We start from the raw sequence: 21,207 nt of genomic DNA on the forward strand, positions 1-21,207 counted from the left end.
GTAGTGCTTTTACTAAAAACAAGTTAAATATTGGCTAGATTTTCCTTGTTTTTAGTTTTTTGACAATTTTTTCCTAAATCTTATGATTTCCTCCATTTATTATAGTTCTTTCATAAAGCCGCTTGACTTTTTATATCTTAGATAATAAAATAAAAACAGTTTTGTGTAAACGCTATCATGCAATATAATAACAGGGAGGTTTTATCATGAAACTAGAAAAGAAACAGCGCTTCTCCATTCGTAAGTACGCGATTGGAGCAGCTTCTGTACTCATAGGATTTGCTTTTGGTACCCAAGTCGTGTCTGCTGACAGCGTCACTCCAACACCAGAAAATCCAAGCGCAGCTCAGACTGCTCAAGGAGAATCACAGACAGCTGAGACATCAGTTGAAAGCAAGCTTGAAGAAAGAGTTGAAGCAAAGGGAGCTTCAGCCACAATCGCTCCAACAGTCGAAAAAACTGAATCCCCAGCAGTTGCAGAGAAAGTTGACGAGACTCCAGTCACTGAAAAAGCTACTCCTGTTTCAGAAGAAAACTCAGAACCAGTAAAAACCGACGAAGACAAGAGAAATGAAGCCGTCACACCTGCAGTAGCCACTCCTAGCACGGAACGTGCAGCTCAGGTAAATGAAAAACTGGCAAAAAGAAAAATGATCTCAATCGATGCTGGACGCAAGTACTTCTCGCCTGAGCAACTCAAGGAAATCATCGACAAAGCTAAACACTACGGCTATACTGATCTCCATCTACTAGTTGGAAATGATGGCATGCGTTTCATGCTGGACGACATGACAATCAAAGCCAATGGCAAAACCTATGCTAGCGACGATGTCAAACGTGCGCTCGAAAATGGAACTGATGCCTACTACAAGGATCCAAACGGAAACCACTTAACAGAGAGCCAGATGACGGACTTGATCAACTATGCCAAAGATAAAGGTATCGGACTAATCCCAACAGTCAACAGCCCTGGCCACATGGATGCGATTTTGCATGCCATGAAAGAACTAGGTATCCAAAAACCGAACTTCAACTACTTTGGAAAAGAATCTGCTCGTACCGTTGACCTTGACAACAAAGAAGCTGTTGCATTTACCAAAGCTCTGATCGACAAGTATGCTGCTTACTTCGCTGGCAAATCTGATATTTTTAACATCGGACTGGACGAGTACGCCAATGATGCTACAGATGCTAAAGGCTGGAGCGTTCTTCAAGCTGATAAATACTATCCAAATGAAGGCTACCCTGTAGGAGGATATGAGAAATTTATCGCCTACGCCAACGACCTTGCTCGCATCGTCAAGTCTCACGGACTCAAACCAATGGCCTTTAACGATGGTATCTACTACAATAGCGACACTAGCTTCGGAACTTTTGACAAAGACATCATCGTTTCTATGTGGACTGGTGGATGGGGCGGATACGACGTCGCTTCTTCTAAACTTCTAGTTGAAAAAGGCCACCAAATCCTTAACACCAACGATGCTTGGTACTACGTTCTCGGACGAAATGCCGATGGTCAAGGCTGGTACAACCTCGACCAAGGACTCAATGGTATCAAGAACACTCCAATCACTTCTGTACCAAAATCTGAAGGAACTGATATCCCATTCATCGGTGGTATGGTAGCTGCTTGGGCGGATACCCCATCTGCACGCTATTCACCATCACGCCTCTTCAAACTCATGCGCAGCTTCGCAAATGCCAATGCTGAATACTTCGCAGCTGACTATGAGTCTGCTGAGCAAGCTCTGAAAGAAGTACCAACAGACCTTAACCGCTATACTGCAGAAAGTGTCGCAGCTGTAAAAGAAGCTGAAAAAACCATTCGCTCACTCGATAGCAACCTCAGCCGTGCTCAACAAGACACCATTGATCAAGCAATCGCAAAACTCCAAGAGGCTGTAAGCAATTTGACCTTCACACCAGAAGCTCAAAAAGAAGAAGACGCGAAACGCGAAGTTGAAAAACTTGCCAAGAACAAGGTAATCTCTATTGATGCCGGACGTAAGTACTTCACGCTTGACCAACTCAAACGCATCGTAGACAAGGCGAGCGAACTCGGCTACTCTGATGCGCACCTTCTCCTAGGAAATGACGGACTTCGCTTCCTCCTTGATGACATGACCATCACAGCTAACGGCAAAACTTATGCAAGCGATGATGTCAAAAAGGCTATCATCGAAGGAACAAAAGCTTACTACGATGATCCAAATGGTACCACTCTTAGTCAAGCTGAAATCACTGAATTGATTGAATACGCAAAATCAAAAGGCCTCGGACTCATCCCAGCGATCAACAGCCCAGGTCACATGGATGCCATGCTCGTCGCTATGGAAAAACTTGGAATCAAGAATCCTCAAGCCAACTTTGACAAGGTCTCCAAAACAACCATGGACCTCGAAAACGAAGAAGCGATGAACTTTACAAAAGCCCTCATCGGTAAGTACATGGACTTCTTTGCAGGCAAGACTAAGATCTTTAACTACGGTACAGACGAATACGCCAATGATGCTACCAACGCCCAAGGCTGGTACTACCTTAAATGGTATGGACTCTATGGCAAGTTTGCTGAGTACTCTAACACCCTTGCTGCCATGGCTAAAGAAAGAGGCCTTCAACCAATGGCCTTCAACGATGGTTTCTACTATGAAGACAAGGATGATGTTGAGTTTGATAAGGATGTCATCATCTCTTACTGGTCTAAAGGATGGTGGGGTTACAACCTTGCAACGCCTCAGTACCTAGCAAGCAAAGGCTATAAACTCCTTAACACCAACGGAGACTGGTACTACGTCCTAGGCAATCACAAACCAGATGAAGCCTACCCACTATCAAAAGCACTTGAAAACTCCGGCAAAGTGCCATTTAACCAGCTTGCTTCTACCAAATATCCTGAGGTAGACCTTCCAACCGTCGGAAGCATGCTTGCTATCTGGGCAGATAAACCAAGTGCTGAGTATAAGGAAGAAGAAATCTTTGAACTCATGACTGCCTTTGCAGACCACAACAAAGACTACTTCCGCGCTAACTACAACGCACTCCGCGAGGAGCTTGCTCAAATCCCTGCAAACTTGGATGGATACAGCAAGGAAAGCTTGGACGCCTTAAATGCAGCTAAAGAAGCTCTAAACTACAACCTCAACCGTAGCAAACAAGCCGAGTTAGACGCTCTCGTAGCCAAGCTCAAAGCAGCCCGCCTAGACCTCAAACCAGCGGCAACTCACTCAGGAAGCCTCGATGAAAATGAACTAGCTGCCAACGTTGAAACCAAACCGGAACTCATCACAAGAGCAGAAAAGATTCCATTTGAAGTTATCAAGAAGGAAAATCCGAATCTCCCAGCCGGTCAGGAAAAGATCATCACACCAGGTGTAGAGGGCGAACGCACTCATTACATATCTGTCCTTACTGAAAATGGGAAACAAACAGAAACCGTTCTAGATAGCCAAGTAACCAAGGAACCTGTGACCCAAGTGGTTGAAATCGGTGCCCCTATTACCCACAAAGGGGATGAAAGTGGCCTTGCTCCAGCTGCCGAAGCGAAACCAAGACTGGACATCCAAGAAGAAGAGATTCCGTTCACTACCGTGACACGTGAAAATCCACTCTTGCTCAAAGGGAAGACTCAAGTCCTTACCAAAGGTGTTAACGGTCGTCGCAGTCATTACTACTCTGTGAGTACTACTGCTGATGGCAAAGAAGTGAAGACTCTTGTCGATAGCCTTGTAACGCAAGAAGCAGTGACACAAGTCATTGAAGTCGGAACCCTTGTTACCCATGTAGGGGATGAACACGGTCTTGCCCCAGCCACAGAAGCAAAACCTAGACTAGACATCCAAGAAGAAGAGATTCCGTTCACTACCGTGACACGTGAAAATCCGCAATTGCCAAAAGGACAAAGTCAAGTCGTCGTTTCCGGAGTAAATGGCCGCCGTACGATTTTCTACTCTGTCAGCACTACTGCTGATGGTAAGGAGGAAAGAACCCTTGTCAATAGTGCGGTATCGCAGGAAGCGGTCGCTCAGGTTGTCGAAGTCGGAACTGCCGTTGAGAAAGCTGAGCAAGCTGAAGCAACTACTAGCAAAGCAGATGAAAAACAACTCCCTGCAACAGGAAGTCAAGACTCTGCAGGCTTGGTCGCAGCAGGACTCATGGCCACACTAGCAGCTTACGGGCTCACTAAGAAAAAAGAAGATTAACACCCTTCGATAAGTATATAAAAAAGCGAGATTGAATCTCGCTTTTTATTGTTAGGATTAATCACCCAGTCCGATACGTTCAAAGATGTCATCCACTCGTTTGGTGTAGTATGCAGGGTTGAAGATTTCATCAATTTCATCTTGAGTGAGGCGTGATGTCACTTCTGGATCTGCTTCGAGAAGCGGTTTAAAGTCCACTTGGTTGTCCCAAGAGTAGGCTGTTTTTGGTTGCACCAAGTCATAGGCTTGCTCACGGGTCATGCCTTTTTCAATCAAAGTCAACATAGCACGCTGGCTAAAGATAAGACCAAACGTAGAGTTCATGTTGCGGATCATGTTTTCTGGGAAGACTGTCAAATTCTTGACGATATTTCCAAAACGGTTGAGCATGTAGTCAATCAAAATGGTCGTGTCCGGTGTGATGATACGCTCAGCCGATGAGTGGGAAATGTCACGTTCGTGCCAAAGAGCGACGTTCTCATAGGCTGTCACCATGTGACCACGGATAACACGCGCCAAACCTGTCATGTTCTCAGAACCGATAGGGTTGCGTTTGTGAGGCATTGCTGAAGAGCCTTTTTGCCCTTTGGCAAAGAACTCTTCTACTTCGCGTTGCTCAGATTTTTGTAGACCACGAATCTCAGTCGCCATACGCTCGATGGAAGTCGCGATGCTAGCAAGAACTGCAAAGTACTCAGCATGAAGGTCACGAGGAAGGACTTGTGTAGAAATTTCTTGAGCACGGATACCCAGTTTGTCACAGACGTATTGCTCTACAAACGGTGGGATATTGGCAAAGTTCCCAACCGCACCAGAGATTTTACCAGCTTCTACACCAGCAGCCGCATGCTCAAAACGCTCGATGTTGCGCTTCATTTCGCTATACCAAGTCGCCAATTTCAGACCAAAAGTTGTAGGCTCAGCGTGCACACCGTGGGTACGCCCCATCATGATGGTGAACTTGTGCTCCTTAGCCTTATCAGCGATGATGTTGGTGAAGTTTTCAAGGTCACGACGGATGATGTCGTTGGCCTGCTTGTAGAGGTAACCGTAGGCAGTATCCACCACGTCAGTAGAAGTCAACCCATAGTGGACCCACTTGCGCTCTTCACCAAGCGTCTCAGAAACCGCACGCGTGAAAGCCACCACATCGTGGCGAGTCTCCTGCTCAATCTCCAAAATACGGTCGATGTCAAAGTCCGCCTTCTCGCGAATCAAAGCCACATCTTCCTTAGGGATTTCCCCCAACTCAGCCCATGCCTCATCAGCCAGGATTTCCACCTCAAGCCAAGCACGGTATTTATTTTCTTCACTCCAAATGTTCGCCATCTCAGGGCGAGAGTAACGGTTGATCATGTTTAAGATATTAAGGGCGTTAAGCGGACACAGTCAAAATAGGAGTTTAGACGAAGAAGTGACTTCTTCTAGGAAAAACTATCTTTTTGACCAAATCCGTAGCCCGTATTCAGTTTTAAAGGATACGGAGCCCTTGTTCCTTTCTTTTCTTTTAATTTATTATTGGATTTTTTCTTGGTTTATTCTACTTTAAAATTAAATATTTAAAATAGATTTTCCTCTGTATCATCCCTAGTCTTTAATTCTTCAATTTTTCTTCTTATCGGTTGAATCATTAGTTCGTAAGCCTGAAGAACTTCCAGTAATTCTTGAGTCTCCAAATCATTCGGTGAAAACTCAATTTGTTTTTTTGTTAAAACAATCAATCTACTGAGTCTTTGATACTCTCTCAATAAACTCAGTAATTCAGTCTCACTAGTATATTCATGATTAAAGTCCATTTCTTCATCCACAACTGGATCGGATTGCTGTTCTAACCCAATTTGAGCTGTATTATAAGTTCTCTCACTTTCTTTTTCTACCATATGAGCCCTTCTATTTAAACGTCTCATTTTTCTGTCTAGAGTTCTCAAGTGTAGCTCTAAATCACGAATTTTTTGACTCAGAATTTCTGACTCCTCAGAATCGGCATTTAGCAATTTTTCTTCCAATGTTTTTATTTCCAACATTGTAATTAGACGCTTTGCGTTAATATTAGCTCTTTGTATTCCAAAATCAACATCAACATATGGCTTACCTACAATAAAATCATTTCTGGTAGAAATTGAAGACACCTTACTCTTATCTGGTTCGTATAATCTTACCTGCTCCTCATTTAAATCATTCGCTAGTTGCATAAATCTAAATCCGTCAATGATATACAATTCTTTATTTAATTTTTCTCCATCAGTACTACTTTCAGACAGTGAGTAATTTCCACGTAACTCATAAAGTTCATTTACCATCTGTATATAAGGACCAACTTTCTTCCCCTTAACACTGTACATAATATCATGCTTCTCTTTAGAGTTACCATCACTCGTAACGAAAATGATTTTTTTACCTATATTATTCCCTTCTACAGCAACTTTGTGTAATATTTCCTCCCAAATAATATAATCACCATATTGTGTATCATATACTATGTCAGAATACCTTCTCAATTTACCAGCCTTTTCATCTCTATCATCAAATCCAGGTGGAATTTTGTTGTCATACCTTTTCTGACCTTCTTCTTGAACTTTTTTAATGAACTCTTGCTCTAATTTTGGAGCCACAGATTGTCCTATTAATTCTACTATTCTGTTGGAAAGTAAATCTAAATCAGTTGAATATCTTTGAACAATATTTGTACATAAACTTTCAATAAGTTTCTCTTTTTCATCTAAAACTAATTTATGATAAGAATCTATACCTTTTTTTATTTCATCCAATGCATTAATTTTTTGATTTTTATTTTTTAAAAAATTAATATCTTTCTCTTCTAGAAGTGATTCTAACAATTGATCATACGTATATTCAACTTTTTCATTGATCACTTTCTTAACTTTATTTTGATAAATGTTTAAATGTTCTTGTGTTTCAATTTTTATTTTTTTCTTATTAAAGTTAAATTCAACACCCACTAAATAGGGAACAAAAATATGTTCCTTTACCTTTTCAATAGCTTCAAGATATTTTTCGGCAATTTCAGTCGGTAATCTAAGTATATCTAAAAGAAAGTTCGAATCAAAAACGATTAAATTGCTCTTTTCTCTATTTAAATCATTTACTTCTAATGAATCCAAATAAAACTCTGGAAATAGTTCTCTCATACTTGCCATACATGTAACCTCAAAAATCTATCCCTTCCTCAAACTCATCCACACTATCGGGCACATCACTAAACAAAGTCACATGTCCCATCTTGCGGTTGTGCTTCGCTTCTATTTTACCATACATATGGAGGTGGGCGCTTGGATTTTCTGCGACATATTTCTCAGCAACCTCGACGTGTTGGCCGAGAACGTTAAGCATGACTGCTGGAGCATGTAATTTTATTTCTGGCAACGGTGCTCCCAGAACGCCCAAAATATGAGTATCGAATTGCGAGAAGTCACAAGCTTCAATTGAATAATGCCCTGAGTTATGTGGGCGAGGGGCAATCTCGTTGACGATAATATCATCAGCCGTCGCAAACATTTCCACGCAGAGAGTTCCAGACAAGTTGAGTTGCTCAGCGATTCTCACTGCCATAGCTTTGGCTTTTTCAGCCAGACTAGCCGAAATGCGTGCTGGCACAATGGTCTTAGACAGGATATTGTTGCGGTGGATATTTTCCTGAACTGGGAAAACCGTCACATCCTTGCCATTTCCTGATACGATGACAGAAATCTCAAGGTCAAAATTGACAAATTCTTCCAAGACGCAGTCTGCTGAATCAGCTAGCGCATAGGCTTCTTCCAAATCTTCTGCCGAGCGAATAACCTTTTGTCCATGCCCGTCGTAGCCACCAGTCGCAGTCTTTAGGACATAGTTTTTGGACAAGTCAATCTCCGCTAAATCTTGACTTGAAGTCACGACCTTGTAGGGTGCCACAGTGACTTGGGCCTTGTTTGAGAGAAAGTCCTTTTCAAAGATGCGATTTTGCGAAATGCGGAGCAGGTCTGTTCCTTGAGGAAGCTGACCATCCTTGATGACAGCATCCAAACCGTCGGCATCGACATTTTCAAACTCATAGGTCAGGACATCGCAACGCTCAGCCAACTGACGGAGGGCATCCACATCGTTATAAGGAGCCACGATGATCTCTGCCACGCGAGAGGCTGGGCAATCCGCCGCAGGATCCAGCGCGATGACCTTGTGCCCCATGTAGATAGCAGAAATGGCCATCATCTGCCCCAGCTGACCGCCACCGATAATTCCGATTGTTTTAGATGAGCTCATTGGTAGACTCCTCTGCGATTTTTCCTTGCTCTTCTGCGAAATCAGCCAATGCTGTCGCGATAGCTTGATCCTCTACTGATAGGAGACGGAGGGCAAAGAGGGCCGCGTTAGTCGCACCAGCTTCACCGATAGCCATAGTTGCGACAGGCACGCCACCCGGCATCTGTACGATAGAGTAGAGCGAGTCCACGCCACTAAGGGCACGAGATTTGACGGGCACACCAATGACTGGAAGGGTTGTTTTAGCAGCTACCATTCCTGGCAAATGGGCTGCGCCACCAGCACCAGCGATGATGATCTTGATGCCACGGCTACGAGCTTCCTCCGCATGTCTGAACATGAGGTCTGGAGTACGGTGGGCAGAGACGACTTTCTTTTCATAGGCTACACCAAAGCGGTCTAAGACTTCAGCTGTTTTTTGCATGGTTGCCCAGTCAGATTTAGAGCCCATGATGATGGAAATAATTGGTTTCATATTTTCTCCTCTGAATAAACTAATTCTTTTGCTCAATATTTTTTACAGTAGCTGATTCAACACTATAATGTTGAACAGTCTGATTAACCAGATTTTCAACGCTCTTAGGTTTTATCAATAAACGAAGTATAATTGTCACAAGAGGTATAATGCTCGGCAAATCCTTCCATACAGGTGTCAACACTTCTTCACTATCACATCTTAAAAGCCAGTACTTTATTGTCTGCAATATTTTTCTTCTACTTTTCGTCTTCTCAGCTGTTCCAATAATCAAAGCCATCAGACTATGCGTCTCAACGCCTGCTTGACCAAGAATGACCTCAGATTTAGCGTAGCTATGACTGGCTAGTTCTATCATGATTTTTGGAAAATTAACTCCTGCTTTATAAGCGTTAGCAGGCTCTACCATTCTAGGGTTACACTCTATATAGTAAAATTGATCTCCCCTACGTATAAAATCTAGGGTTAGGCAACCGTGCCATTGTATATATTGTCCTAATTTTTCAACATGCTCTCTCGTTCTTTTAGATTCTATGCTTAATCTTGCCGCAGCCGAACCACCCGCGCCAGAACCTACTTTTACGCTAGAATGCACTGCGAGTAATTCTCCATGATCAAACACTGCTTGAACCTGACCATAGTCTCCAACTATGTCTTGCTGAACCATCCATTCCTCATCACTTGCTGTTAATTTGCTCGTCACTTCAGCCAAATCTTTCTTACTTGAAATCTTATAAACCGAGCGACCGGCAGTACCATAATCTGCTTTCAGCCAATAAGGATAGTCTAACAGTATAGAGTCTGCATCTTTCACGTACTCCCACTTAGGTGTGGGAAGTCCTAATAAATCCGCAGTTTCAGCAAAAGCAATCTTTCCAGCCAACATTTTAAACTGCTCTTTATCAGCAAGGGCGATTGGTAGCGATTGAGGCAAAAATTGTTTCCCATTTGCCAATAACCAGCCTTCTTCATGTGTTGGTAAAATGGCCTTGTAATTGGTTTTATGAAGCAACTGACTAACCTGTCTCAGATAATCTACAGGAAAACGATTCACATCAACTATCGGAACTCTATGGGTTAGACGACTGAAGTATGCAATGGAAAATCTTCTAGGAGATAACACATCAATTTTATAGCTTTCTTTCAACAAAACTGTCAAAGTTTCTCGTGAGGTCAAGCTTGAACCTTCTAAAAATAGCAATCTATTTTTCATTTTTCAAACACCTGAAGTCTATTTTTAAGTCTCACGGCTAAAAGTTTCATAGATTTGATTTACAAAGCCTTACCACCAATATCATGCCTATAAAAAAGACCTGTTGTGTCTTGTTTTTTTAGTTGGTCGTAGATTTTTTCCTGCGCAGCTGAGACAGTATCTGCTGTTGTGACCAGCATATAAACACGGCCACCGTTTGATAGGATGTCTTGGCTATTTTCCGCAAACTTAGCCCCTGCATAGTAGGTGATGATGTCGCCTTCTGTCTTGGCTGGCAACTCAACACCTTTTTCATAATCCAATGGATAGCCCTTGGATGCGACAACCACACCCAGAGTCACACCCTTATCTGTCCATGTGATGTTTGGCTCCTTCCCATCGAGGATATCCGTAACATTTTGTGCAAAGTCAGATGTCAAACGAGGCAGGATAATCTGAGTTTCGGGATCTCCAAAACGAGCATTGAACTCGATAACCTTAGGTCCATCAACTGTCAAGATAAGACCCGCGTAAAGGACACCAAGATACGGACGACCTTCTTTGATCATCCCTTCAAGGACTGGCTTGACAATGGTGTCAACCGCTGTGTCAACCACGCTCTGTGGCAAGTGAGGAACTGGTGCATAGGCACCCATCCCACCAGTGTTAGGTCCCTTGTCGCCATCGTAAGCACGTTTGTGGTCCTGAGCCGTTGGCATGATGTAGAACTTGTCCCCATTGACAAAGGCAAAGAGAGAGAACTCTTCTCCGTCAAGGAATTCCTCGATGACCACTCGCGCCCCCGAGTCACCGAACTTATTGTCCAAAAGCATCTCGTGAGCGGCTTCGACCGCTTGCTCAACCGTCTCCGCAACGACGACACCTTTCCCGAGCGCCAATCCATCCGCCTTGACAACGATAGGAGCGCCTTTCTCCTCGATATAAGCCTTGGCCTCCTCGAAATCTGAAAATGTGCCATAGGCTGCTGTTGGAACGTCATATTTGACCATGATTTCCTTAGCAAAATCCTTGGACCACTCCAGCTCCGCTGCAGCCCTAGTCGGACCAAAAGCCTTGAGCCCAGCTTTGTTAAAATCATCCACGATACCAGCAGCAAGGGCATCATCTGGACCGATGAAGGTCCAAGCAATATCGTTGGCTTTTGCAAACTCAATCAGTTTAGAATGTTCGGAAATAGAGATATTTACCAATTCTAGACCATCCAGAGTCATTCCGTCATTTCCAGGAGCTACAAAAACTTTTTCAACGTCTTTTGACTCAAGTAACTTCTTAGCAATCGCATGTTCACGACCACCCGAACCGACAACTAACAGCTTCATCTATCAACCTCTTTTGCGAATTATTTACTAACATTATACCACAAACGTTCGTTTTAATCTTGTTTCACTTAGCATTTTAAGCCAAAAAAGGAAAGAAACTGTTTTCTTCCCTTTCGTTTTTTAATGTCTAAAATGTCTCACACCTGTGAAGACCATAGTCAAACCGTATTTGTCAGCAGCTTCGATAGACTCTTGGTCACGAACTGAGCCACCTGGTTGGATGATGGCTTTGATACCTGCTTTAGCGATTTCTTCCACGTTATCCGCAAATGGGAAGAAGGCGTCGGAAGCAAGCACAGCGCCGTCAAGGCGGTCTTTAGCTTGGTCAATGGCAATGCGAACAGAAGCCACTCGGTTGGTTTGACCTGGCCCAACGCCAAGTGTCATGTGGTCGTTGGTCACGATGATCCCGTTTGATTTGACGTACTTGATAGCTTTCCAAGCGAACTCAAGAGCAGTCGCTTCTGTCTCGGTTGGCTGGCGCTTGGTCACCACTTGCCAGTCAGCTGGGCTTTCCTTGACCACGTCTTGATTTTGCACAAGAAGTCCACCAACCACGCCTGTGTATTCTGCCTCTACCTCACTAGCATCTTGAGCATCAAATGGCAAGGCAAGGATGCGCAAGTTTTTCTTTTTATTGGTCAAAATAGCTAGCGCTTCATCCGTATAGCTCGGTGCGATGATGATCTCGAGGAATACACCGTGCATCTTCTCAGCAGTCGCAGCATCCACCTCACGGTTAAGGACGACAATTCCACCAAAGATAGACACCGGGTCAGATTCATAAGCGTAGTCCCAAGCTGTTTCAATGTTGTCAGCCTGACCGATTCCACATGGGTTCATGTGTTTGAGAGCCACAACAGTTGGACGGTCTTTGAAATCACGGATGATACGGATAGCTGCATCCGCATCACGGATATTGTTAAAGGACAATTCTTTCCCGTTTAGCTGTTTAGCGGATGCAATGGAGTATTCCGTAGGAAGAGCTTTTTGGTAGAAGTCTGCATCCTGCTGAGGGTTTTCACCGTAACGCATGGGTTGCTTGAGGTCATAGGTCAAAGTGAGTTTTTCAGGTTTGCTTTCACCCACTTGAGCAGTGAAATATGCCGCAATCAAAGCATCATAAGCTGCTGTGTGGCGGAAAACCTTAGCCGCCAAACGTTGACGAGTTTCATAAGTAGTTTCACCATTTGCTGCCAATTCGTCCAAAACCACTGCATAGTCAGCAGGGTCTACCACAACCGTCACGCTGGCATGGTTTTTAGCTGCTGAACGAAGCATAGACGGCCCACCGATATCGATGTTTTCAACCGCATCCGCGTATGTCACGTCTGGTTTGAGGATGGTTTCCTTGAATGGGTAAAGGTTGACTACGACAAGGTCGATCAACTCAATTTTGTTGTCCTTAGCAGCCTCTAGGTGACTATCGAGATCACGACGAGCGAGGAGACCACCATGGATATTTGGGTGAAGGGTCTTGACACGACCGTCCATCATTTCTGGGAAACCAGTCACATCGTCGATGGCGATAGTATCCACCCCAGCATTGTCAAGGGCAACTTTAGTACCACCAGTTGAGATGATATCCCAACCAAGTTTTTTGAGTTCTTGGGCAAATTCAACGATGCCCGCTTTATCTGAGACTGAAATAAGTGCTCGTTTAGTCATTATTATTCTCCAATCTAAACTGTGGATTATAGCGATCTACCAGGTCTCTAGTTGCTCTTTCATTTCTAAACTGTAGATTATAGCGATCTACCCTGCGTTTCGTTTCTTCTTCATTAAATTTTAGTGTACACAAAGTAGGATTTATTCCATCAAGATAAGCGATAAATGATAGCATCCCAAAACTTCTTCCTTTTTCATCATAAGCACTCTTATACTGATTTACTGAGTTATTGAAAATATACTCTCGAATAACAAATGGTAATTGAAATGTAAGTTCATAGTTTGTATCATTATCATATTCAGCGGGATTAATTATCCATACATTTCTCTCAGTTTCATTCCAAGTGATTGTTACTTCTTGATGCGGGTTTCTACGTAGCGACTTACGAAATTTTTCATCGTCATTAGGTATAAGCGCTATAATTTGTGAACTCTTTGTGCTCGCTATATAAATACTTCCAACATTTTGCAATTTATCTACAAATTCATGCACAATTGGTTGGCGACTGTCAAAATCAAACCAGCTATTTAGTTGATCATAACTTAAACTATTAATCCACCTAGAAAAATCCTCTTTAAAGTTATTAAAAATATCGCTACTAATATCATTGCGAATATTGTGAATGGAAAACAATCTATCTACAATTTGATTTATAAAATCCCTGATCCAGCTATAATAGCCAGATGATAAATCCATTAAATAAATCTTATGAGCTATAGCCAATCTTTGAGCATCATCTGTAAATCCCGATGTCGAAAAAAGAGCATAATTATAATGATATTTAGGCAACTTTAACTCTTGACTAGTCATCTCAACTGTAGAATAATTAGTATTTACGTCTTGTAGAATACCTATTCCCATTCTAACTCTATCTATACCTACCTTATTACTGGTATAAAATTTAGCCTCTAAAAATAAACGTATAGGATATACAAATGGTGGTGTAATACGAAACGTTCCTAACGAATCAAATTGATGGTAACCACCTCTCCCCTTGATATTTAGGCCATTCCTAGGTAAATCTACAATCTCATTATCGGTACTCGTTACTAAATCATATCCGTTAACTTTTAATAACTTAGCCAGTACAATTTCTAATAAATATCCTTTAGCTTGTGGTTTTTTCATAATTTCCTCTCCGCTCCCAAACTATCCAAGACTTCTGGATAAAGTTTGTACTCTGTTTCGTGGATGCGAGTCTCGAAAGTATCCACGGTATCCCCTTCAAGGCGTGGTACACGAACCTGTTTGATGACCTTGCCTGTATCCACACCTGAGTCCACCCAGTGAATGGTCACGCCGCTCTCAGTAACTCCAGCATTCCAAGCGTCCTCAATCCCATGAGCTCCTGGAAATTCTGGCAGGTAGGCTGGATGAATGTTGATAATTCGGCCCTCATAAGCTGACAATAAAGTTGGCCCAACGATTTTCATATAGCCTGCTAAACAAACCAAGTCAATCTGGTGTTCTTCCAAGAGCTCGACAAGAGCTGCTTCGTAGTCCGCCTTGTTCTCAAACTCCTTGAGTTCAAAAGCATAGGACAGGACGCCGAGCTTGTCTGCACGTTCGAGCACATAGGCGTCACGATGGTCTGAAAAGACAAACTCCACCGGAAATTCTTCAGCAATCACCTGAAAATTTGAGCCGTTACCAGAGGCAAAAACCGCTATTTTTTTCATTTGATGATGACACTTTCGTTTTCTTTCTTGACGATGCGACCAATCTCATAGACTGGTTCATCCAGCAATTCCTTGATGCGACCTACATTTTCAGGGCTAACTGCCAACATGAGTCCCACACCCATATTGAAGATTTCAAACATTTCTTCATGCTTGATTTCACCGTATTTTTCAAGAGCTTTGAAAATAGGAAGGACTGGAACCTTGTCTTCTTCAATTTCCGCAGCTAGGTCAGCCGCAAACATACGAGGGACATTCTCGATAAATCCACCACCTGTGATGTGGGCAATACCGTTGACCAACTCTTCCTTGATGAGTGGTAAGACAGCCTTGACATAGATACGAGTCGGCTCAAGAAGAACTTCCTTGAGTTTCTTGCCTTCCAATTCTGGCAAGACTTCCTCACCTGTGTAGTCCGCAAAAACACGACGCACGAGTGAGTAACCATTTGAGTGAATCCCACTTGAAGCAAGTCCGAGAAGAACATCACCTTCTGCCACTTTTGAACCGTCAATGATTTGAGATTTTTCAGCCACGCCGACCGCAAAACCAGCCAAGTCATAATCATCTGCGCCATACATACCAGGCATTTCAGCCGTTTCTCCACCGATGAGAGCTGCACCAGCCTGCACACAGCCTTCTGCCACACCAGCAACCACTTGTTCTAGTTTAGCTGGTTCATTCTTCCCTGTCGCCACATAGTCGAGGAAATAGAGAGGCTCCGCACCTGCAGCGATGATATCATTGACACACATGGCTACACAGTCCTGCCCAATCGTGTCATGCTTGTCGTACTTGATAGCCAGCATGAGCTTAGTGCCGACGCCGTCAGTTCCCGAAATCAAGACAGGCTCTTTGACACCTGTTTTTGAAAGGTCAAACATGCCACCAAAGCCACCCAGAGCTCCCATGACACCTGCACGCTCCGTACGAGCCACGTGCTTTTTGATTCGTTCAACAACTTCATAACCCGCTTCAACATCCACACCGGATTGCGCATAAGCATTTTTATTTGTCATTTGTTTATTCCTTTTCTTTTATGAAGAATAGCTTATTTGTAAAAACTGGTCTTTTCTTCCAAACTTCTACGATATTCTTCCTCATAGTCGTAGAGAGGAGTTGGGTAGTCGCCGTCAAAGTAAGCGACACAGAGACCACCGTTCGGCGCATCTGTTTCAATACCAATCGAATCAATCAAACCTTCAACAGAAAGATAGGTCAGGCTATCCGCACCAATGATTTGGCAGGTTTCTTCGACCGTATGATTAGCCGCAATCAGCTCCTGACGCGTCTGGATATCAATCCCGTAGAAACATGGATAAGCTAGCGCAGGACTTCCAATAGCAACGTGAACCTCAGACGCACCTGCTTCTTTCAAGAGCTGAACGATGCGACGAGAGGTTGTCCCACGAACAATGGAATCATCAATCATGACGACACGTTTGCCTTTGACAACGCCCGAAACAGCAGATAGCTTCATCCGGACTCCTTGCTCCCGCAATTCTTGAGTCGGTTGGATAAAGGTGCGTTGCGTGTATTGGTTCTTGATGAGACCCATTTCATTTGGCAGACCAGACTCCTCCGCAAATCCCATAGCTGCGCTGAGTGAGGAATTGGGCACACCAACCACGATATCCGCTTCGTGCTTAAATTCACGCGCCAATTGAGCCCCCATACGTTTGCGAGCTGTATGGACATTGACACCATGGATATTGGAGTCAGGACGGGCAAAGTAGATATACTCCATAGAACAGATCGCAAGCTGGGTATCATCTGTATAGCTATCATACTGGATGCCCTTATCATCAATGATCACAATCTCTCCAGGCTTCAAATCTCGAATCCACTCAGCACCAATAACTTCAAAAGCACAGGTTTCGGAAGAAACCACTACCGCTCCGTTGCTCATTTTCCCAATCGAAAGTGGACGGAATCCATTAGGGTCAAGCGCCGCAATCAACTTGTCCTCAAACAGCAGGATATAAGCAAAGCCACCTTTGACGAGACTGAGTGCTTCCTTGATTTTACCCATCAAGTTCGGATTGTGACTCCGACGAATGAGGTGGGCTAAGATTTCTGAATCAGAGGTTGAGCTGAAAATAGCACCTCTTTGTTCCAATTCTTTCTTAAGAGATTCTGCATTGGTCAGGTTCCCATTGTGAGCCAGTCCAAACTGCATATCATGAAAGCGAAAGAGGAAGGGCTGAATGTTATCCACAGAAGCTTCGCCAGCAGTCGCATAACGCACATGCCCAATCGCGCTCGTTCCAGTTAGTTTATCCAAATTAGCTGGATTTCTGAACACTTCTGATAAAAGCCCCATATCACGATGACGCTTCAATTGTCCTTGATCATTGGAGAGGATTCCTGCCCCCTCCTGACCACGGTGCTGAAGACTATGGAGACCAAAATAGGTCAATTTAGCAGCATCTGGATGGCCCCATATACCAAAAACACCACATTCTTCATTAAGAGATTTTACTTCGTATGTCATTTTTTATACCTAATTTTTATTTATGTATCATTCCTTTAGTAGAGCAGAATGATACAGTAGAAGCTCGTTTCACTCGCAAAATAAAGCTTTGCAATCAACACGAACTAGATCTACATGACTTTTACATTACGGATACTATCTATTAGAAAATCTGCAAATCTTATTTTCCAGTAAAGTATTTAACCGCCGACGCAAACAGATGCTGGTCTTTATTTCCTGGGATATTTTGGAAAAGACCGTCTTCATAACGTTCTGAGTGTCCCATTTTACCGATAATTTGACCGTTCTTGCTAGTGATTCCTTCGATGGCATTTACAGAACCATTTGGATTGTACTTAGAGTCCATACTTGGTTTGCCTTCAAAGTCAACGTATTGGCTAAAGATTTGACCATTGTCACGGAGCTCTGCAAATTCCTCAGCCGTCACGACAAACTTCCCTTCGCCGTGCGATACAGGAATGGCATGGATATCGCCCACTTGCACACCAGCCAACCATGGCGAATTGGTATTGGCAATCCGAGTTTCCACCATCTTGGCCACGTGCTGGTTGGCATCATTGTAGAAGAGGGTTGGACTAGTACTGTTAGCATCCTCAAAGTTCCCGTATGGAAGAAGACCCGATTTGACCAAGGCCTGGAATCCATTACAAATACCGATAATCAAGCCACCACGAGCGATAAAGCTATCAATGGCTGCACGCACTTTTTCATTGAGCAGGATATTGACAATAAATTTAGCTGATCCATCCGGCTCATCCGCAGCTGAGAATCCACCTGCAAAGAAGAGAATGTTTGCCTTGCCGATATTGTCAACCATGGTTTCAACTGACTTGACAATAGCTTCTTCATTCAAGGTCACAAATGGCACCAAGTTAACTTCTGCACCTTCTTTTTCAAAAGCTTTTGCTGAATCATATTCTGAGTTGGTTCCTGGGAAGACTGGGATGTAAACCACAGGTTTTTCAATAGTTTCCTTGGCTTTGATGACTGCGTCAGAAGCGGCAGCTGGAACTTCAGCCAATTCTTTGGCTTGTGCAAATTCAGTAGGGTAAACTTCTTCTAGTTTTCCTTGGAAGACGCTGTCAAGTTTCTGTCCATCTAACTTCACACCGTTGACAAGGAGTGTAAAGTCTGCGCTTGTTTGACCGATTTTCTCTACTCCAGCAATCTCTTCAGGAGATGTGAAGACAAATCCGCCCAATTGAGCTGTTAAAGAACTTTCAAGTTCAGGCAAGGTCACCTCTGCACCAATATGGTTCCCAAAAGTAGCAAGGACCAAGCTTTCAAGGACACCTCCGTATTTAACAGCTGATGCAGATGTTACTTTGTGTCCAGCTTGGATAGCTTCAAATTGAGCAAAATTAGACTTGATAAGATCAAAGTCAATTTCTTGTGCTAGAGCTTGACCTGGGATGTAGTAGATGTTTTCACCAGCAGATTTGAACTCAGGAGAAAGCACCTTACGGCTATCCGCCGTCGTCACCCCAAAGGCAACCAAGGTTGGTGGTACGGTTAATTCCTCAAAGGTACCAGACATAGAGTCCTTCCCACCGATAGATGGCAAGCCAAGTTGGATTTGTGCTTCGATAGAGCCTAGGAGAGCTGCTACTGGCTGACCAAAGCGCTCAGCTTGTTTGTCCATGCGCTCAAAGTACTCTTGGTAAGAGAAGCGAGCCTTAGGCCAGTTGGCACCAACAGCCACCAAACGAGCAGTCGCTTCGACTACTGCATAGGCAGCACCGTGATATGGAGACCATTCTGCTACATAAGGGTTAAATCCTTGAGCCATGACTGACGCAGTATGAGTTACACCGTGTTGAACTGGCAATTTTTGCACAGATGCCTCAGTTGGAGTGAGTTGGTAGCGACCACCAAGTGGGTGGTTGACAGTGGAACGACCGACCGAACAGTCAAAGATAGTTTGTAAGCCTTTTTGACTCGCATGGTTGAGATCAGATAGAACCGCAAGGGTATCAGCTTCAAGTGTGTTAGTGCTTGTTGTTCGATCTTCTGGAAGCTTGACATCCTTGTCTACCACCTTTGCATCAACGACTACGCGCACGCCGTTTGTATCCAGGAAACGACGTTCCAAGTCGACAATGATTTCGCTATTCCAGTGCATGACAAGATTTGGTTTTTCAGTCACTTTTGCCACAACAACAGCGTCAATATTTTCTTTGTTACATTCCGCAACGAAAGCATCTACGTCTTCAGGACGCACCACAACTGCCATCCGCTCTTGTGATTCAGAAATGGCAATTTCTGTACCGTTCAAGCCTTGGTATTTAAGAGGAACCTTGTTGAGGTCAATTTCAAGACCGTCTGCCAATTCACCGATAGCCACACAGACACCACCAGCACCAAAGTCATTGGACTTCTTGATGAGACGAGTGACATCTCCATTACGGAAAAGACGTTGAATCTTGCGTTCTTCGATGGCATTCCCTTTTTGAACCTCAGCACCAGCAGTCTCTACAGACTCAACTGTTTGAACCTTAGAAGACCCTGTCGCACCACCAACACCATCACGGCCGGTCTTGCCTCCAAGGAGGATAATCACATCGCCCGCTTCCGGTTTTTCACGGACTACATTGCCCTTTGGAGCAGCACCGACAACGGCACCAAGCTCCATACGTTTAGCTACAAAGCCTGGGTGGAAGTATTCACGAACGTAAGTCGTTGCCAGACCAATTTGGTTACCATACGAAGAATAACCATGAGCCGCTGTTTTCGAAATGACTTGTTGTGGCAATTTACCAGCACGCGTTTCCGAAATCGGAGCCGTAATATCACCCGCACCAGAGATACGCATGGCTTGGTAAACGTAAGATCGGCCTGACAACGGGTCACGAATGGCGCCACCAATACAAGTAGCCGCGCCACCAAATGGCTCAATTTCCGTTGGGTGGTTGTGGGTTTCGTTTTTGAACATAAGAAGCCAAGGTTCCTTGACACCATCAACGTCCACTTCGATTTCAACCGAGCATGCATTGATTTCGTCAGACACTTCCATATCGTCCAAACGACCATTAGCACGCTCATAACGACCAAAAATAGTCGCCATATCCATCAAGGTTTGTGGCTTTTCAGACCGACCTAGTTCCTCACGCATGGCAATATACTTGTCATAAGTCGCTTGCAATTGCTTTTGGAATTTAGAAGCTGAGAAATCAATGTGTTTCAACTCGGTCTCAAAAGTCGTGTGACGGCAGTGGTCAGACCAATAAGTGTCCAAAACCTTGAGCTCTGTTTCCGTCGGCACGCGCCCGATTGACTTGAAGTAGTCTTGGATAAAGAGCAAATCGTCCACTTCCATGGCCATTCCTTGTTCGGCCTTGTAGCGAGCAAAGTCGTCTGCCATATAGTTTTCAAAGAAAGTCAATTTGGGAATAGTCTTGTCTGACTCAGAAAATTCCTGCTTGGCAATCCCTGTCGTGATGTCCTTGAAACGAGAATCAACTGGATTGAGCAGGTAGTTCTTGACTGCTTCTAACTCAGTCGCATCAATATCTTTATTAACCAAGTAAAGTTGAGCTGTGTTGACCGTCACATCACTTGAACTTCCCAGTAAAAGCAAGGCTTCCTGTGAAGAAGCTGCACGTTGGTCAAACTGCCCCGGAAGGCTTTCAATGGCAAAGAAAGCATAGTTAGCAAGATCCGCTTGCACGGCTAATTCATCCAAGACATGGTCTGTTACCTGCTCAGAGAAGATGTGCTTCTCTGCAGATGCAAACAAGTCCTCTGCCAAATCAAAGACATCATAAACCTGCACAATGCGAATACTTTTCAAAGTTGAAAGCCCCAAGTTGTGTTGGAGTTCTCTTACCAAACTCTCTGACTTGACCTGAAAATCAGCCTTTTTCTCAACAAAAATACGTTTATTCATCAATTCTTAT

13 protein-coding genes are annotated in these 21,207 nt (G+C 43.7%); 1 reads left to right on the top strand and 12 read right to left on the bottom strand.

What is annotated here, in order from left to right; all coding sequences use genetic code 11:
- Nucleotides 1–206 precede the first annotated feature (206 nt).
- Entirely contained in the window at nucleotides 207–4,202 is a 3,996-nt protein-coding gene (gene strH, locus D8854_RS08650; protein ID WP_125450531.1) for an LPXTG-anchored beta-N-acetylhexosaminidase StrH, read from the top strand.
- A 57-nt stretch (nucleotides 4,203–4,259) separates the two neighbouring features.
- On the opposite strand, the gene purB is transcribed toward strH, so the two are convergent.
- The 12 genes from purB to D8854_RS08710 all read right to left on the bottom strand — a co-directional run bounded on the left by purB (nucleotide 4,260) and on the right by D8854_RS08710 (nucleotide 21,197).
- Nucleotides 4,260–5,558, bottom strand: coding sequence for an adenylosuccinate lyase (gene purB, locus D8854_RS08655; protein WP_000610728.1), 1,299 nt, complete (start codon nucleotides 5,556–5,558; stop codon nucleotides 4,260–4,262).
- A gap of 203 nt (nucleotides 5,559–5,761) precedes the next feature.
- Nucleotides 5,762–7,360, bottom strand: a complete 1,599-nt coding sequence (locus D8854_RS08660) for a PIN-like domain-containing protein (protein WP_125450532.1) — start codon at nucleotides 7,358–7,360, stop codon at nucleotides 5,762–5,764.
- Between the two features lie 10 nt (nucleotides 7,361–7,370).
- On the bottom strand, nucleotides 7,371–8,462 hold the full coding sequence (gene purK, locus D8854_RS08665; protein ID WP_125450533.1) for a 5-(carboxyamino)imidazole ribonucleotide synthase: 1,092 nt from the start codon (nucleotides 8,460–8,462) through the stop codon (nucleotides 7,371–7,373).
- On the bottom strand, nucleotides 8,449–8,937 hold the full coding sequence (gene purE / locus D8854_RS08670; RefSeq protein ID WP_125450534.1) for a 5-(carboxyamino)imidazole ribonucleotide mutase: 489 nt from the start codon (nucleotides 8,935–8,937) through the stop codon (nucleotides 8,449–8,451). Before purE ends, purK begins: the two co-directional genes overlap by 14 nt.
- 19 nt (nucleotides 8,938–8,956) lie before the next feature.
- Entirely contained in the window at nucleotides 8,957–10,150 is a 1,194-nt protein-coding gene (locus D8854_RS08675; RefSeq protein WP_000797338.1) for an ATP-grasp domain-containing protein, read from the bottom strand.
- Nucleotides 10,151–10,209: 59 nt separating this feature from the next.
- Nucleotides 10,210–11,469 (bottom strand): phosphoribosylamine--glycine ligase, encoded by a 1,260-nt coding sequence (gene purD, locus D8854_RS08680; protein WP_125450535.1) that lies wholly within the window; start codon nucleotides 11,467–11,469, stop codon nucleotides 10,210–10,212.
- Between the two features lie 120 nt (nucleotides 11,470–11,589).
- Nucleotides 11,590–13,137: a bifunctional phosphoribosylaminoimidazolecarboxamide formyltransferase/IMP cyclohydrolase gene (gene purH / locus D8854_RS08685; RefSeq protein WP_125450536.1), complete on the bottom strand. Its 1,548-nt coding sequence runs from the start codon at nucleotides 13,135–13,137 to the stop codon at nucleotides 11,590–11,592.
- A complete protein-coding gene (locus D8854_RS08690) occupies nucleotides 13,130–14,266 on the bottom strand; it encodes a hypothetical protein (RefSeq protein ID WP_084872160.1) in 1,137 nt (378 codons plus the stop codon). The genes purH and D8854_RS08690 overlap by 8 nt, the downstream gene beginning before the upstream one ends.
- Entirely contained in the window at nucleotides 14,263–14,817 is a 555-nt protein-coding gene (gene purN / locus D8854_RS08695; RefSeq protein WP_084872161.1) for a phosphoribosylglycinamide formyltransferase, read from the bottom strand. The genes D8854_RS08690 and purN overlap by 4 nt, the downstream gene beginning before the upstream one ends.
- Nucleotides 14,814–15,836: a phosphoribosylformylglycinamidine cyclo-ligase gene (gene purM, locus D8854_RS08700; protein ID WP_125450537.1), complete on the bottom strand. Its 1,023-nt coding sequence runs from the start codon at nucleotides 15,834–15,836 to the stop codon at nucleotides 14,814–14,816. Before purM ends, purN begins: the two co-directional genes overlap by 4 nt.
- 32 nt (nucleotides 15,837–15,868) lie before the next feature.
- Entirely contained in the window at nucleotides 15,869–17,311 is a 1,443-nt protein-coding gene (purF, locus tag D8854_RS08705) for an amidophosphoribosyltransferase (RefSeq protein ID WP_125450538.1), read from the bottom strand.
- A gap of 160 nt (nucleotides 17,312–17,471) precedes the next feature.
- Nucleotides 17,472–21,197: a phosphoribosylformylglycinamidine synthase gene (locus D8854_RS08710; RefSeq protein WP_125450539.1), complete on the bottom strand. Its 3,726-nt coding sequence runs from the start codon at nucleotides 21,195–21,197 to the stop codon at nucleotides 17,472–17,474.
- Nucleotides 21,198–21,207: the final 10 nt, after the last annotated feature.

The organism is Streptococcus mitis (assembly GCF_003943905.1).
Lineage (GTDB): Bacteria > Bacillota > Bacilli > Lactobacillales > Streptococcaceae > Streptococcus > Streptococcus mitis_BC.

Bases quoted from the DNA above. Each gene is read 5' to 3' on its own strand.
- purB (WP_000610728.1), bottom strand. From the start codon at position 5,558: ATGATCAACCGTTACTCTCGCCCTGAGATGGCGAACATTTGGAGTGAA.
- D8854_RS08675 (WP_000797338.1), bottom strand. From the start codon at position 10,150: ATGAAAAATAGATTGCTATTTTTAGAAGGTTCAAGCTTGACCTCACGA.
- purE (WP_125450534.1), bottom strand. From the start codon at position 8,937: ATGAAACCAATTATTTCCATCATCATGGGCTCTAAATCTGACTGGGCA.
- D8854_RS08690 (WP_084872160.1), bottom strand. From the start codon at position 14,266: ATGAAAAAACCACAAGCTAAAGGATATTTATTAGAAATTGTACTGGCT.
- purH (WP_125450536.1), bottom strand. From the start codon at position 13,137: ATGACTAAACGAGCACTTATTTCAGTCTCAGATAAAGCGGGCATCGTT.
- purF (WP_125450538.1), bottom strand. From the start codon at position 17,311: ATGACATACGAAGTAAAATCTCTTAATGAAGAATGTGGTGTTTTTGGT.
- purD (WP_125450535.1), bottom strand. From the start codon at position 11,469: ATGAAGCTGTTAGTTGTCGGTTCGGGTGGTCGTGAACATGCGATTGCT.
- purK (WP_125450533.1), bottom strand. From the start codon at position 8,462: ATGAGCTCATCTAAAACAATCGGAATTATCGGTGGCGGTCAGCTGGGG.
- D8854_RS08710 (WP_125450539.1), bottom strand. From the start codon at position 21,197: ATGAATAAACGTATTTTTGTTGAGAAAAAGGCTGATTTTCAGGTCAAG.
- strH (WP_125450531.1), top strand. From the start codon at position 207: ATGAAACTAGAAAAGAAACAGCGCTTCTCCATTCGTAAGTACGCGATT.
- purM (WP_125450537.1), bottom strand. From the start codon at position 15,836: ATGACAAATAAAAATGCTTATGCGCAATCCGGTGTGGATGTTGAAGCG.
- D8854_RS08660 (WP_125450532.1), bottom strand. From the start codon at position 7,360: ATGGCAAGTATGAGAGAACTATTTCCAGAGTTTTATTTGGATTCATTA.
- purN (WP_084872161.1), bottom strand. From the start codon at position 14,817: ATGAAAAAAATAGCGGTTTTTGCCTCTGGTAACGGCTCAAATTTTCAG.